This window comes from Pantoea sp. UYEF8, assembly GCF_040546285.1.
Classification (GTDB): domain Bacteria; phylum Pseudomonadota; class Gammaproteobacteria; order Enterobacterales; family Enterobacteriaceae; genus Pantoea; species Pantoea brenneri.
In genome coordinates this window covers 21,486-35,147 of the sequence record NZ_JBEPNM010000001.1, presented here as the reverse complement: position 1 = coordinate 35,147, position 13,662 = coordinate 21,486, and the positions used below count along the sequence as shown (strand labels likewise).

Genomic DNA, 13,662 nt, shown 5'->3' with positions numbered 1-13,662 from the left:
GAAGGTCATTTACAACTCGGGCGACGCATCTGCAAAACGCGACCACTGATGTTGGGCGGACAGCCAACCTGCAGGGCGTCACAACCCTGTTTATCTGGGAAGGGTTCCGCCTGCTGTAGGAGGGGAAAGCGAGACGCAGGTATTAGGCTATTCTCAGAACCTGCGTATGCAGGGCCAGTACCTGGACCGGGACTAATTTGCTTTAAGCAAATTTGAACATCGCTTCAGCGATGGCCCCAAGGGGTGAGGCACCGCAGGGGCCGAATCAACCGGACTGCACTACAATCTGTTTCGTTGTTATGATCCGGACAGCGGACGGTTTACCCAGCAGGACCCGATAGGGCTGGCGGGCGGGATCAACCTCTACCAGTATGCACCGAATGCGCTGGGGTGGGTGGATCCTTGGGGGCTGACAAATGAGCTGGTAACATTTTGGCCCCCTAATGATGGTGCATTAGGACCTGTAAAAGTAAGCATTTTGAATCCAGGAGAATTAATTGATCGTTATGGCTACCCCGGCGGTAAGTATACATCTCCGGTTGGTACCCCTTATTCTATGCGAGCACTGGCTCCTGGAACTGAAACCAAACCATACACGGTATATGAAGTTATGAAACCCATTCCCAGAGTGCTCGAAAGTAAAATAGCGCCTTGGTTTGGTGAGATTGGCTTAGGTACACAATATCTTTTACCAGAGTCAGTGCAGTCTCTAATTGATTCCGGACATTTAAAAGAAGTTAAAACAGGGAGAAAATGTGGATAAAAAATTATTAATCAAAATGTTATCATCTATGGATATTCCAGCGGATAGCTATTCAATTGATGATATATCTAATGAATCTTTATGTTTAATCTATGAAGGGTTGCTTTGGAAGATATTTTATAGTGAAAGAGGTCATCGTACTGACGAAAGATGCTACGCCGATGAAGAATCTGCATGCAAAGCATTTTTGGCGAGATTGAAACACATGCTGGGATGTTAAATAAGAATGTTAAAGCTGGAAGATTCTCACGATGAATCTGTTGGCTTTAATTTTAGGCAGAGTGAAGTTGGTAGGCGGATATTATTCCCCCTTTCGTTGTTTAAGCTCTAAGTTCTTATGCTAAGCGTGCGTCTCTTATCCTATATACGCCGCGCGTCTGGTCCCGCCGATCTAACTTCGATTACGGCAACAACCTTATCCGTGAAGAGCGCGACGATAATCCGTTCAGCCAGACATTATGGAACTACGATAACGCCGGCCGGCTGTTGTCTCAGGACGGCGCGCAGCCGGGTAATGAACAGTGGCGCTGGGATAGCGCAGGCAACCCGCTGGATCGCCATAGTGCCGCTCATGTCATGCATAACCGCGTCACCGGACTGAACGGTATCCGCTGGCAGTACGATATTCATGGCCGTACCACTGAGAAAGATGACGGTCACACCCGCTGGCGTTATCGCTATGATGGTGAGCATCGCCTGACGGATGTGATCAGCGAGCCGCGTGACCGTAATAGGCCACGTACAAAGGTGAGTTTCCGCTACGATCCGCTGGGACGCCGCATCAGTAAAACCAGCCAGCAGCTGTTACAGGGCAGGCCGTCCGGGAACGCCGTCACGACGCGCTTTGTGTGGGAAGGCTACCGCCTGCTGCAGGAAATCCACGACGGGATCCCGCTGACCTACGTTTACAGCGACAGCCAGAGCTATGAGCCGCTGGCCCGTATTGATGGTGTTGAAAGCCCGGAGATTTACTGGTTCCATAATGCGGCCAACGGAATGCCGGAACTGCTGACTGACGGTGAAGGGCAAAAAGCCTGGGAAGGTATCAACAGCCCGTGGGGCAAGCTGCTGCGCGAGTCCAGCCAGCGGATGCCAGTTGTTCAGCAGAACCTGCGTATGCAGGGCCAGTACCTGGACCGGGAAAAATTTGCATAAGCAAATTTGAACATCGCTTCAGCGATGGCCCCAAGGGGGTGAGGCACCGCAGGGGCCGAATCAACCGGACTGCACTACAATCTGTTTCGTTATTATGACCCGGACAGCGGACGGTTTATCCAGCAGGACCCGATAGGGCTGGCGGGCGGGGTCAACCTCTACCAGTATGCGCCGAATGCGCTGGGGTGGGTGGATCCGTGGGGGTTGATGAAGTGTAAAGACCCTGCGAAAGAAGCAACAAAGTGGCAGGGGCCACATAACGATAACTATTGGGCGGTAAAATTCCATTGAAATGGCATGACCCGCCTTTTGTCAGCAGAAGGCGATGGTCCCGAAGAGTGTTTGTTGCAGGAGAGTGGACGTCTGAGAAAAAGAACCGCCAGATAAAATGCAAAAAGCCCGCTCAGATTTCCCTGAGCGGGCTTCTCTAAATTTGGCTCCTCTGACTGGACTCGAACCAGTGACATACGGATTAACAGTCCGCCGTTCTACCGACTGAACTACAGAGGAATCGTTTGAACGAGGCGAATATTAACGGCGTCGCCCGAAGGTGTCAACAGCAAAAAATACATTATCATTCAACTGGCTAGCTTTAGCGCAAAGCGATCGCGATTTAAGCAGTTTGCGCTGACAGGGCGACGATTCTCGTCAGCGGGTCCTGCTGATAAAAGTGGCGCAGATGCTGGTACATCGCCGGGAAGCGCTCGGCCAGCAGGTCCGGCGCGGTAAAGAAATATTCCGACAGCACGGCAAAGCACTCGGCCGGGTCGCTGGCGGCATAGGGATCGATGCTCGCCGCCTGTTCGCCCACCAGATCAACTTCGCTTTCAATCGCCGCCATCGCCGCCCGCAGATCTTTCTCCCACAGCGCCACCTCACGCAGCGGTATCACCGGAATCCCGCTGGTATAACCGCCGCCGCGGGCATCCAGTTTATGCGCCACTTCGTGGATCACCAAGTTGTAGCCGGAAAGATCAAACGAGTCCTGAATATCGAGCCAGTTCAGTACCACCGGACCCTGGGTCCAGCTCTGACCGGCATGCACCGCGGGCGCGCTGTGCACCAGACCCGCTTCGTCCTGCCAGAGATCGTCAACTTCAAACGGCCCCGGATAGATCAGCACATCGTGAAAGCCGTCCAGCCACTCCAGCCCCAGTTTCAGCACCGGCAGACAGAACAGCAGGGCGATGCGCACGCTGCGCAACTCATCCAGCTGAACCCCTCCGAGCGGCACCAGCTTTTTCTGTTGCAGGAAACGTTGCGCCAGGTGCACCAGCGCCTGCTGCTCCTCTTCACTGAGCAGAGTAAAAATCGGCTGCGCCAGACCAGGCTGCCACGGCAGCGCGCCCAGTGCAGGGTCGTTATGCGTTTTCCACGGCCATTTAAACATCGTCACTCCCGCACAGAACCGGACTATCTCGCTATCCTGGCGCGCCAGATATAAAAATGCCAGCATCGAAAACAGCATGCTGGCACCATCGATCTGGCTGCAGGGCTTAAGGCTGTCTATTCAACCCGTTAGCGCAGCCGTTGTCTGTGATTCAGCCCGCAAAGCGCAGGCCTGAGGTGTTACTTACGCTCAATGCGCTGGAACTCAATCACCCAGACCCACGGGTTTACTTCCCAGCTGGTGGCACCGTACTGCTTTTGCCAGGCTTTACGGTACGCCTCTTTAGGCGATTCCGAATTAACGTTCATAGTGAAGAAATTGTTGAGGAAGTGCGAATCGGTCTGCACCCCTTCGGCCATAATGTCATCTTCACTGATGTCCTGAATCTTCTCGGCCCGCACCCCGGTAATTTCCAGGTTAATGCGGCTGGCCCAGCGCGGCATGTGGATGGCGGTCTGCCAGCCAAACTGCTCGGCTTCCGGACTGCTCATTATATGCTGTCCCAGCTCGTTACTGTCCGCGCGATACTGGCAATAAGCCGGCTGGCGGAATGGCGTCGGATCGCGCTCATACTCTGCCAGCGCATCTTCGGGCACCAGCGGACCACGCCAGGTTTCACGCACCCACAGCACATCGCCGGGTTTGCCATACGGACAGTGATAACTGATATCCGTCATCGACATCATTTTGTAGCCATGCAGATGGTTAGCACTCACATCGAAAGCATGCACACCTTCGTGATGATCCTGTCCCGGGCCGAAAGCCTGAGTTTTCATAATGCGCCGGGTTTGCGTTTGCTGGCCAACCAACAGGGCACGAACACGCTGTTCGGAAAAAAGAATCGGCCGTTCTTTCATGGATTACCTCTTTTTATTAGTAGAACCCGGTTACTGCTGTAAACATCCCCTTGCTGCACTTCAGAGGATTATCATAAAGGGTATAAATCATTTTGCTTAATAATTTGTCGATGGGTCTTCAGGCGACAATGGCCGCTTTTGGTGTTAAAAAACCTCAAAATGCAAAAACCGCACCAAAGCTTATCATGCAACGTCCATAAAGCGCTGAATAGCCCGGATACAGTACGTTATAACGGTAAAAATAGGAACCTTTTCGGAATTGTTCACCTGTGATTATTGACAGTTTTTCCGTTATTTAAGGAATTTGATCGCGCGCAATGCGGCCAGCCAGATTTTTTTCTGCTGGAACAAACATTACACCCATTAAACTAATTCGCTTAGCGACGATCCGATAAGGAAAGCCCGAAAAGCGCTGAAATTGCGGTTATTTTGTATAAGAGATGCTATAAAAATGATCCAGATCTCATTTTCCTGCCGGAAAACCCTGGCAGCGCCGCTCTTTTCCTCAGCACTGAAAGAAAAGAGTCATTAGCCAGTCGCTATGATGGCTTGCCGTTTGCGCACCGATCGCGACGCAGTTTTGCGATTGAATACTACAGGGAGATAAATTATGTCACTCACACTCTGGCAATCTCGCTATGAAAGCTGGTTTCAGGCCAACTGGATCCACGATGACGGCGCCCATGATATTGCGCACTTACGCCGCGTATGGATGAGCGCACAACGGATCATGGCAGGCAGCGTCGCCAATCCGCTGGTGGTGTTAACCGCCTGCTATTTTCACGATGTGGTCAACCTGCCGAAAAATCACCCTGAACGCCATCTGGCTTCGACCTACGCCGCCACGGAAACGCAGCGTATTCTGCAACAGGATTTTACCGACTTCCCGGCAGAGCTGATTGAGGCGGTAATGCACGCCGTTAAAACCCACAGTTTCAGCGCCGGCATCCCGCCGCAGACGCTGGAAGCCAAAATCGTTCAGGATGCCGACCGGCTGGAGTCGCTCGGCGCCATTGGCCTGGCGCGGGTATTCTATACCGCCGGGGCATTGAATCGTCCGCTGTTCGACAGTGCCGATCCGCTGGGAAAAGATCGCGAGCTGAATGATGTGAAATGGACGCTGGATCACTTCCAGAAGAAGCTGCTGCGGCTGCCGGAAACCATGCACACCGAGACCGGGCGGATGCTGGCGGAACATAATGCTGACTTCCTGGTGCGCTATATGGCCAAGCTGTATGCGGAGTTGCAGGGCAATCTGACCGGGATGGACGAAGGCGTGCTGCGGGACTTCACGCCATTACGGACCGAATATTAAATTTTTGTGACAGTATGTTAATCGAAACGGTCATCCGGTAGCGTGGAAGCAATAACAAAAAGGAGCAGCACGATGACCGAAACCGTTAATTTGACGATTAAAATTGATCCCGCACTGAAAGAAAATATTAAACAGTTGGCGCTGGAGAACCAGATTTCGATGAGCCAGGAAATTGTGCAGCGTTTGCAGGCCAGTCTGGAAACGCATCCGCATCCGGCGATTGATAATCAGGATCTGACCGAAGCGTCACCCGACGGGCTGACCAGTGCGGAAGTGAAACAGATTCGCCTGCTGCTGAAGAAGCAGGGCAAGAAGAAGAAGTAAATGCAAACCCGTCGCCTGACGGGTTTTTTTATTTTATCTCGCCTCACCGCCGTGGCGAAATTGCTGCACCGTCTGCGCCAGCCGGCTGGCCTGCTGGTGCAGCGCATCTGCCGCGTTGCTCTGCTGCACACTTAATCCTTCACTGGCCTGTAACTGCTGATTGAGCGCCTCCACCTCGGCGGCAATGTGCGACACCCGGGCGCTTTGCGCGCTGGCGTTGTGTTGCAGCTCATTCAGTCGCGTCACTACTGCGCTGACCGCCTGCCCGATCTGCCCGAACAGCGTTTCCAGCGACTTCACTTTGCTGAAGCCACTATCAACATGGTGTCGGGTATGCTGGATTAGCTGATCAATCTGGCGCGTCGAGTGACCGCTTTTGGTCGAAAGTAAGCCGATCTCTTTTGCCACCACCGAGAAGCTGCGGCCATAGATGCCAGCGTGCGCCGATTCAATGGCGGCGTTCAGGGCCAGCAGGCGGGTCTGCAGCGACAGGCTATCCAGCAAATCGACTATGCCGGCAATGTCACCCGAAGCCCGCACGATGTGCCGCATCTGACTTTCCATCTGATCGACCTGACCGGCGCACTGCTGCATTAAGCGGTCGGCGGATTGCGCCTGATCGGTGGCCTGCAGCGAGAAGCGGGTGCTGTTCTCCACCTCTTCAGAGACCCGATGCAGACGCTGTGACAGATGACTGAAGCTGGCATTCTGCGCCTGATGTTGCTTGCGCGCCTGCTGGTTAGCGTGCTGCATCTCGCCCGCAGCGGCGGTCACGCTGACGGCCACTACGTCAATCTCATGAATGATGTGGCGCAGGCCCTGGCGCATCTCATCCATCGCATTGAACAGCTGTAACGTCTCACGCGACTGCCTGCGGAGTGGGGCGGCAGACGCCAGCAGATCGCCGGTGGCGATAGCCTGTAGCTGGCGACTGGCCTGCTGCAATGGCGTAATCACCCCGCGCAGCAGCAGCACGCCGCCCGCCACCAGCAGTCCGGACAGCAGCCCGGTCACCAGCAGCGACACATTGCGGGTGCCGGTTAAGCTCGCCAGCGAACTGCGATTGACGGCGGCCAGCTGGCGATTTGCCTGGCTGATCTCGCCGAACCAGGCATCGTTAAACTGCTGCTGGTAGGCTTGCATTGGCACCATAAAAAAGGCGTCGGTGCTGCTGGCAGCCAGCCCCTTAAGCTGCTCGGTTAGTCCCTGGCTCAGCAGAATAAAGCTCTGTTGCAGCGCACTGTCAGGCGCAGCCTGGTAGCGGCTGAACAGCCGTTCGGCCTCGCTCAGCGAGGCGTTCGCACTCTCCGCCAGGCTTTTCCAGCTGTCGACCGATCCGCTCTGCTGGTCCTGCATCAGATAAATTCCCGCCCGATGACTGTTATCACTGGCGGTCAGCAGTTCGATGCGGGCGCGATCGAGCAGAGCCAGCCGCTCGCGCAGATCATGGGTCTGCGCCAGGCTGCGCTGCGCCTGGCTAACCTGGGCGGTCAGCAGCACAATACCGGCCGATTGCAGCAGGCAGAACAGCACCACGAACAGAATGAAATGGCCACGCAGGCTGGTCAGCCAGCCCGGCAGCGTAAGGGAAAACCGGCGATTACGACCGCGCAGCGGCAATAAAGTAAGCAGTGACATCACGCAACCCGAAATAAGAAAAAGCGCAGTATTAAGGGGTTACGTGACATCTTTGTGACAATCCGGCCGGATGACGGCAGAACAGCAGAATCGGTTTTCTTAACGGAAACCGCGCACCTTAATCAGCGCGTAACTGACGAATATGGGGCAGCAAAAGCTGAGCGACCGCCGCAAATACCGGCACCACCACCGAGTTACCAAATTGCTTATAAGCCTGGGTGTCCGACACCGGGATACGGAACGGTTCACTGCCCGGTACGTCGAAGCCCATCAGGCGGGCGCACTCGCGCGGTGAGAGTCGGCGCGGACGGCGCGCCATATTGGCCGGATGATGAAACTCTGCTTCGCCCAGTGCGCTATCCCAGCCGCGATCGATCAGAATTTCCGAACCATCCTTGTAGTAACGTGCCGACAGAGTACGCACGCAGCAGTCGGGATTACGCGGATCGTTAAGCCCGAAGCCGAAGCCGTTGCCTTTAGCCTTGTGCTTTTTGGCGTACTGGTAGAGATAGCGCCACAGCACCGGTGACAGAATATATTTCTCATCTGGCTGCGGTTCCAGCAGGCTTTGCAGGCTCGGCACCTGCGGCGGGAAGAACTTTTTGATATCGCGCAGGGTGAAATCCTGACAGCCTTTGATATCGCGGCGGATGCCAACCAGCACGATGCGTTCGCGGTGCTGCGGCAGAAAATGGCGCGCATCAATGACCTTCGCATCCGGGCCGCTGGCGGCGGCATCGGCCACTTCATAGCCCAGCTCATCCAGCGTCTCCATGATAATGGCGAAGGTCCGGCCCTTATCGTGGCTCTTGAGGTTTTTCACATTTTCCAGCACGAAGAACGGTGGCTTTTTCGCCGCCAGAATGCGGGCGACATCGAAAAAGAGCGTGCCCTGAACCTGGCACTCAAAACCGTGCGCGCGGCCCAGCGCATTTTTCTTGCTGACGCCGGCCAGCGAAAATGGCTGGCAGGGGAAACCGGCCAGCAGCACCTGATGATCGGGGATCGCCGCATCAATCGCGCGGTAAATGTCGGCGTCATCGCTGAGGCCTTCTGGCTGCGTTACCTGGCGGATATCGGTGTTGAAGTGATGTTCGAGCGGATCGCTATAGTGATTGGCCTTATAGGTGCGGACCGCTTCTTTATTCCACTCGCTGGTGAATACGCATTTGCCGCCGATGGCCTCAAAGCCTTTACGAATGCCGCCAATACCGGCGAACAGATCGATAAAGCGAAACTCAGGCGCGTCATAATGAGCCGGCCGGCTTGGCAGCAGGTCCTGCAGCAGCGCCAGTTCAGCGTCACACAGCGGCGGCAGCGCGCTTTTGCCCTGGCGTACCCGGTTGAGCAACGCAGGCGTCCAGTTGAGAAAGCCGGCCTGGTGCAGTCGGGTGGTCACATCCCGGACCGAATAGATGTCGAGCACTTGCTGTAACAGTTGAGACGCATCAGACGGTGAAAGAGCAGCAGAGAGTGGTTCAGCAATGGCGGCGGGGTGCATGCGTTTTTCCTTAACAGTGAGCCGCCTATGCTATCACTCCTGACGCAGCGAGGAAATTGGCGGCGTGTGCCACCGGACCGATTGGCCGGAGGGACATTTTTTACGGCAGCAATCTGATAGCGAGCCTCTGCTGCTTTCGCTTTTCGTGGCGCAGGCTAAAGTTGAAGGACCAGCAAAAAAGGAGAATTTATGGCTGACGTTCACTCCAGCGAAACACGCAGCAAAAATATGCGTGCCATTCGCGCGCAGGATACTGCTATTGAGCAGCGTGTGGCGCTGTTGCTGAAGGATCGCGGATTCAGCTATCGGGTACAGGATAAAAATCTACCGGGCCGACCCGATTTTGTACTGCTGGAGCAGCAGGCAATTATTTTTGTGCACGGCTGCTTCTGGCATCGGCATCACTGCTATCTTTTCAAACTGCCGGCCACCCGTACCGAATTCTGGACCGGCAAGATCAACAGCAATGTCGAACGTGACCGGCGTTATGTGCGTCAGCTACAGGAGAGCGGCTGGAAGGTCCTGATCATCTGGGAGTGCGCCCTGCGCGGCAAACTGCGGCTGGCGGATGGCGATCTGTTGGAGCGGCTGGAAGAGTGGCTGCTGGCAATGACGCAGAGTGCCGAGATTGACCATCAGGGTATTCATCATTATCGCGAAGAGTGAGCCTTGCTAATCAGCAACATAATTGGTTAGATCTGCGCTTTCTCCGTGGCCAGGAGCCTGACATGAGCAGCATTAAACTGACGGTTAAACGCCTCTACCAGCTGCGCGACGAGCGCATGGTGAACACCAAAGCGACCGCGCGTGTTTACCTCGGCGACAGGCTGATCGCCACGGAAGAGATCACCGGCATGACAGAAAGCCCGGTCAGTAAGTATTTACATGCTGAAGGCGCGGTGGGTGAAGCGGTGCGGGTAGAGTGGGATTGTGAGGGCATCGCCGAGATGACGGTGACGGAAATCGAGCGCTGCCCATGTTGTCAACATAACGAACCAGACTAAGGATACGATTTTGGCGGGAACCAGCTTACTGACTTTACTTGATGATATTGCAACACTTCTGGACGATATTTCCGTCATGGGGAAAGTGGCGGCGAAAAAAACCGCTGGTGTACTGGGTGACGATCTGTCGCTGAATGCCCAGCAGGTGACCGGCGTAAAAGCCAACCGCGAACTGCCGGTGGTATGGGGCGTCGCCAAAGGATCGTTTCTGAACAAACTGATCCTGGTGCCGCTGGCGCTGATTATTTCCGCTTTCGCACCGTGGCTGATTACGCCGCTGCTGATGATCGGCGGCGCTTATCTCTGCTACGAAGGCGTGGAAAAAGTGATGCACAGTCTGCAACACGACAAGCAGCATAAATCGCCGGAAGCGCGTCAGCAGCGCCTCGAGTCGCTGGCAAAGCAGGATGCGGCGGAGTTTGAAAAGAAGAAGATTAAAGGCGCGGTGCGCACCGACTTTATTCTGTCAGCAGAGATTGTGGCCATCACCTTGGGGATCGTGTCGGAATCGCCGCTGCTCAATCAGGTGATTATTCTGGCGGGCATCGCCATTCTGGTCACCATTGGCGTTTACGGCATTGTGGCGGCGATTGTTAAAATCGACGACCTCGGCTTCTGGCTGCGCGAGAAGTCCTCACCTATCGCTCAGGGCATCGGCAGCGTGTTGCTGGCAGCGGCACCGTGGCTGATGAAGATTCTGTCCGTGGTTGGCACCATTGCGATGTTCCTGGTCGGCGGCGGCATTGTGGTACATGGCATTGCGCCGCTGCATCATCTGATTGAAGAAGTCAGCAGCGGTTTCAGCGGCTGGATCGCCATGCTGCTGAGCAACGGCGCCAATCTGGTGCTCGGTTTTATCATTGGGTCGATCGTGCTGTTAGTGGTGAACCTTATTGCCAAACTGCGCGGGAAATCGGTATAAAGCGCACTGTAATTACGGTCAGGAGAATGACGATGAACGACGACATGTTTGAATTTGATATCGACGCGCAACTTGAGCAGGCTGAAGCGAAAGCAGAGAAAAAGGCCAGCGAAGTGCCGGACGATCTGAGCGACGAAGCGGATTGCGAAGGCTGCAAAATCTGATTCCAGCCTGAACCCCATTCAAAGCGGATAATAATTATTATCCGCTTTTTTTATTTTCAACATATCCAACTGCTTAATTCTGAATTTGCCGCTTATTTGCGTGCCTTAACAGGCAGAAACCTTTTTTGACTGCTATAAAGAAAATAATCAAACCACAGGGTCAATGAGGAGGGCGCAACATGGTTTTTGCAATCAGTGAAGAAGTTCAGCACAAGAAAGACGGACAGACGATGGTGGTGACCGGCTACGCCAGCGGAATGGTCGAGTGTCGCTGGTATGATGGCTACGCGGTACGTCGTGAAGCATTTCGCAGCGAAGAGCTTAGCGCCTCAAATCCCGCCCGACAGCTTGCCAGTTAAGCGGCCTGCGATCAGGCCTGTAGGTCGCGAGATCTGACAGGCCCCGCTTTACCGCATTCCCTTTACCTTTTCCGGCACACTCCCTGTGCCTGGTTCTCCTCAGACGTTGCCGTCGTTATCCTCTTCTACCGCCTGATAAATGCGCTGCAGAATATCCGGGAAAGCTGACTGCACCCGACTCCAGCTCGGAATAAACGGCTTATCGTTTGGTCGTTCAATAAATGCCTGACCGGCTTCCAGAATCGACTGGGTAAACATTTCCACCGCGGCTTCCTCGACGTGCTGATCAAACTTCAGCCCGTTCATCGCCGCCTCGTGGTTGTAGATCTCCATCATATCCAGCGCATTACGGTAGTAGGTGGCTTTCAGCACCCGGAACGAGTCGCTGGTCAGCGGCACGCCATGGTGGCCAGCTTGCGCAGCAGCGACTGCACGATGTCGCTACTCATGCGTTTCAGGCCGCCGGTACCATCCTCCTCCGCCAGCGGCTGATGCTTGTGGTCATAGTTATCGGCAATTTCCACCTGACAGGACTGACGGGTGGTGTAGTTGCGATAGATCTCTGAAAGCACGCCAATTTCCAGACCCCAGTCGCCCGGAATTTTGATGCCGTTCAGCACGTGCGTGCGCATCGCAAACTCACCCGACAGTGGATAACGGAAGCTGGAGAGATAATCGAGGTATTCCGAATGGCCATAGACTTTTTGCAGCGAACGCAGCAGCGGACCGACCAGCAGACGCCCGACGCGGCCGTTCAGCTTCCCGTCGGCGACGCGGGCATAGAAGCCCTTGCAGAATTCATACTGAAACGCCGGATTAGCCACCGGATAGAGCAGGCGAGCCAGCATGCCGCGCTCATAGGTGACGATATCGCAGTCATGCAGCGCGACGCAGCTGGTGCGGTCAGAAGCCAGCGTATAGCCGGTGCAGAACCAGACGTTGCGTCCCTTGCCTGGATTAGTAGGCGATAAGCCTTCTTTATCCAGCTCGGCATCAATCGCCTTGAGACGTGGGCCGTCATTCCACAGAATGCGGTGCCGCTGCGGCAGGCGTGAGAAAAACTCGCGGGCAAACAGAAACTGATCGCGGTCAGCGCGATCGAGGCCAATCACGATCTCATCAAGGTACGGCACCTTCGCCAGCTCATCGACAATCTTAGTCAGCGCCGGTCCTTCCAGTTCAGAAAACAGCGACGGCAGGATCAGCCCCATCTTGCGTTTGCGGGCAAAGCGCACCATCTCCTTTTCCAGTGATTCCACGCTGCGGTGGGTGAGATTATGAAAATTGGTAATAACGCCGTTCTGAAAAAAATCACTCATCGCACCATCCTTTTAATGCCCGTGGGCAGCTTACAGAGGTTGAGTCAAAAAGTAGTCCAGCCCTTCACGCCAGCCTTCAGGGCCATAGTGCGCCGTATGGTAGACCTGCTGCTGATCGGTCCGGCTGAGGGTGACCGGTGTTTTACTGTAGCCTTTAATCACGACGGCGTAGTCGACCGCGTCCAGCATCGGCGCGTCGTTAGGCCCGTCGCCCAGTCCGATAGTGGTAAAGGCGGAACCAGACTGTTGTGCCAGTAGCCAGCGCACCGCCTCGCCTTTGCCGCTGCCGGCTGGCATGACGTGCCAGAACCGGCCGCCTTGGGCCAGCGCCAGTCCTTCAGCGGTCAGCGCGGCGCGGAAACGGTCAAAAGCCTCGTCACTGTCGCGCCAGACCACCACTTCAGAAGCATCGCGCTGGCGTGACAGGGCGGCATCCGCTTCACTCAGGCCGGTCATCGATGAGACCGCCTGATCGGTAAAGTCATGAAAGCCGGTAAACCGGTACTGCGTCTGCAGCGCCGCCAGCCGGCTACAGATCGCCTCATAAGTCAGGCTATTGTCGGGCAGATGAGTTCGCTGCTCCCCGCTCTGGACCACTGCGCCGTTTTCCGCAATAAACGGCGCACCGGCAATGCCGAGCCTCTTCTGTAGCGGGATAATTTCGGCTGCCGTTTTGCTGGAACAGATCACCAGCGGGACGTCATGTTGTTTCAGGGTGGTCAGCCACGGCGTGGCGGCATCCCAGCGATAGCTGTGGTGGTCGAGCAGCGAACCATCGAGATCGGTAATAATCATTAACGGCTGTTGAAGATCGGGCATCGGTCAGCTCCTGTCAGCACGGCTAAAGCGGCGATTTTTCAATATTATAGTTGAATATGGCTCACACTTTTTTCTTAAGCGCCCGCCGGATAAATCCAGGAATAATCTTAAATCGAAACGTTGTGGATCGGC

At 55.1% G+C, this 13,662-nt stretch carries 13 protein-coding genes, 1 tRNA gene and 3 pseudogenes; 10 read left to right on the top strand and 7 right to left on the bottom strand.

The window, feature by feature from the left end:
• Window positions 1–268: 268 nt before the first annotated feature.
• From ABIB18_RS00215 to ABIB18_RS00205, 3 genes and pseudogenes are all read left to right on the top strand, one after another.
• A pseudogene (locus tag ABIB18_RS00215) lies at window positions 269–727 on the top strand (glycohydrolase toxin TNT-related protein); the annotation flags it as partial.
• Window positions 728–755: 28 nt separating this feature from the next.
• The gene (locus tag ABIB18_RS00210) at window positions 756–983 is read left to right on the top strand and encodes a hypothetical protein (RefSeq protein WP_354473437.1); all 228 of its coding nucleotides are present in this window, start codon (window positions 756–758) and stop codon (window positions 981–983) included.
• Window positions 984–1,132: 149 nt separating this feature from the next.
• Window positions 1,133–2,209 (top strand): annotated as a pseudogene (locus ABIB18_RS00205) (RHS repeat domain-containing protein); the annotation flags it as partial.
• A 143-nt stretch (window positions 2,210–2,352) separates the two neighbouring features.
• Here the strand turns inward: ABIB18_RS00205 and ABIB18_RS00200 are convergent.
• The 3 genes from ABIB18_RS00200 to ABIB18_RS00190 all read right to left on the bottom strand — a co-directional run bounded on the left by ABIB18_RS00200 (window position 2,353) and on the right by ABIB18_RS00190 (window position 4,165).
• Window positions 2,353–2,428, bottom strand: a tRNA-Asn gene (locus tag ABIB18_RS00200).
• A 103-nt stretch (window positions 2,429–2,531) separates the two neighbouring features.
• Window positions 2,532–3,308, bottom strand: a complete 777-nt coding sequence (mtfA, locus tag ABIB18_RS00195; protein WP_236566385.1) for a DgsA anti-repressor MtfA — start codon at window positions 3,306–3,308, stop codon at window positions 2,532–2,534.
• Between the two features lie 179 nt (window positions 3,309–3,487).
• Window positions 3,488–4,165 carry an ASCH domain-containing protein gene (locus tag ABIB18_RS00190; RefSeq protein ID WP_031377111.1) on the bottom strand — a complete coding sequence of 226 codons (678 nt, stop codon included), beginning with the start codon at window positions 4,163–4,165 and terminating at the stop codon, window positions 3,488–3,490.
• A gap of 610 nt (window positions 4,166–4,775) precedes the next feature.
• Here ABIB18_RS00190 and ABIB18_RS00185 point away from each other — a divergent pair.
• Together ABIB18_RS00185 and ABIB18_RS00180 are read left to right on the top strand one after the other, a co-directional pair.
• Entirely contained in the window at window positions 4,776–5,480 is a 705-nt protein-coding gene (locus tag ABIB18_RS00185; protein WP_159223433.1) for a phosphohydrolase, read from the top strand.
• 72 nt (window positions 5,481–5,552) lie between these two features.
• Window positions 5,553–5,804 (top strand): hypothetical protein, encoded by a 252-nt coding sequence (locus ABIB18_RS00180; protein ID WP_031377109.1) that lies wholly within the window; start codon window positions 5,553–5,555, stop codon window positions 5,802–5,804.
• A 33-nt stretch (window positions 5,805–5,837) separates the two neighbouring features.
• On the opposite strand, the gene ABIB18_RS00175 is transcribed toward ABIB18_RS00180, so the two are convergent.
• Window positions 5,838–7,442 carry a methyl-accepting chemotaxis protein gene (locus tag ABIB18_RS00175; protein WP_354473436.1) on the bottom strand — a complete coding sequence of 535 codons (1,605 nt, stop codon included), beginning with the start codon at window positions 7,440–7,442 and terminating at the stop codon, window positions 5,838–5,840.
• Window positions 7,443–7,560: 118 nt separating this feature from the next.
• Window positions 7,561–8,943, bottom strand: coding sequence for a DNA (cytosine-5-)-methyltransferase (gene dcm / locus ABIB18_RS00170; protein ID WP_031377107.1), 1,383 nt, complete (start codon window positions 8,941–8,943; stop codon window positions 7,561–7,563).
• Window positions 8,944–9,132: 189 nt separating this feature from the next.
• Between dcm and ABIB18_RS00165 the strand changes: the two genes are divergently transcribed.
• The 5 genes from ABIB18_RS00165 (at window position 9,133) to ABIB18_RS00145 (ending at window position 11,392) form a co-directional block, all read left to right on the top strand.
• Entirely contained in the window at window positions 9,133–9,609 is a 477-nt protein-coding gene (locus ABIB18_RS00165; protein WP_069729192.1) for a very short patch repair endonuclease, read from the top strand.
• Window positions 9,610–9,671: 62 nt separating this feature from the next.
• Window positions 9,672–9,947: a hypothetical protein gene (locus ABIB18_RS00160; RefSeq protein ID WP_279810306.1), complete on the top strand. Its 276-nt coding sequence runs from the start codon at window positions 9,672–9,674 to the stop codon at window positions 9,945–9,947.
• Between the two features lie 10 nt (window positions 9,948–9,957).
• Window positions 9,958–10,869 (top strand): DUF808 domain-containing protein, encoded by a 912-nt coding sequence (locus tag ABIB18_RS00155; protein ID WP_031377104.1) that lies wholly within the window; start codon window positions 9,958–9,960, stop codon window positions 10,867–10,869.
• A gap of 32 nt (window positions 10,870–10,901) precedes the next feature.
• Window positions 10,902–11,033, top strand: coding sequence for a hypothetical protein (locus ABIB18_RS00150; protein WP_255352405.1), 132 nt, complete (start codon window positions 10,902–10,904; stop codon window positions 11,031–11,033).
• 179 nt (window positions 11,034–11,212) lie between these two features.
• Entirely contained in the window at window positions 11,213–11,392 is a 180-nt protein-coding gene (locus tag ABIB18_RS00145; RefSeq protein WP_031377103.1) for a YodC family protein, read from the top strand.
• 99 nt (window positions 11,393–11,491) lie between these two features.
• On the opposite strand, the pseudogene ABIB18_RS00140 reads toward ABIB18_RS00145, so the two are convergent.
• Both ABIB18_RS00140 and ABIB18_RS00135 read right to left on the bottom strand, forming a co-directional pair.
• Window positions 11,492–12,711: pseudogene (locus ABIB18_RS00140) on the bottom strand (glycosyltransferase family protein).
• A 30-nt stretch (window positions 12,712–12,741) separates the two neighbouring features.
• The gene (locus ABIB18_RS00135; protein ID WP_031377101.1) at window positions 12,742–13,530 is read right to left on the bottom strand and encodes a mannosyl-3-phosphoglycerate phosphatase-related protein; all 789 of its coding nucleotides are present in this window, start codon (window positions 13,528–13,530) and stop codon (window positions 12,742–12,744) included.
• Window positions 13,531–13,662: the final 132 nt, after the last annotated feature.

Excerpts from the sequence above, each read along its gene's own strand:
- mtfA (WP_236566385.1), bottom strand. The coding sequence starts at position 3,308 with ATGTTTAAATGGCCGTGGAAAACGCATAACGACCCTGCACTGGGCGCG.
- ABIB18_RS00180 (WP_031377109.1), top strand. The coding sequence starts at position 5,553 with ATGACCGAAACCGTTAATTTGACGATTAAAATTGATCCCGCACTGAAA.
- ABIB18_RS00190 (WP_031377111.1), bottom strand. The coding sequence starts at position 4,165 with ATGAAAGAACGGCCGATTCTTTTTTCCGAACAGCGTGTTCGTGCCCTG.
- ABIB18_RS00145 (WP_031377103.1), top strand. The coding sequence starts at position 11,213 with ATGGTTTTTGCAATCAGTGAAGAAGTTCAGCACAAGAAAGACGGACAG.
- ABIB18_RS00135 (WP_031377101.1), bottom strand. The coding sequence starts at position 13,530 with ATGCCCGATCTTCAACAGCCGTTAATGATTATTACCGATCTCGATGGT.
- ABIB18_RS00160 (WP_279810306.1), top strand. The coding sequence starts at position 9,672 with ATGAGCAGCATTAAACTGACGGTTAAACGCCTCTACCAGCTGCGCGAC.
- ABIB18_RS00185 (WP_159223433.1), top strand. The coding sequence starts at position 4,776 with ATGTCACTCACACTCTGGCAATCTCGCTATGAAAGCTGGTTTCAGGCC.
- ABIB18_RS00150 (WP_255352405.1), top strand. The coding sequence starts at position 10,902 with ATGAACGACGACATGTTTGAATTTGATATCGACGCGCAACTTGAGCAG.
- dcm (WP_031377107.1), bottom strand. The coding sequence starts at position 8,943 with ATGCACCCCGCCGCCATTGCTGAACCACTCTCTGCTGCTCTTTCACCG.
- ABIB18_RS00175 (WP_354473436.1), bottom strand. The coding sequence starts at position 7,442 with ATGTCACTGCTTACTTTATTGCCGCTGCGCGGTCGTAATCGCCGGTTT.
- ABIB18_RS00165 (WP_069729192.1), top strand. The coding sequence starts at position 9,133 with ATGGCTGACGTTCACTCCAGCGAAACACGCAGCAAAAATATGCGTGCC.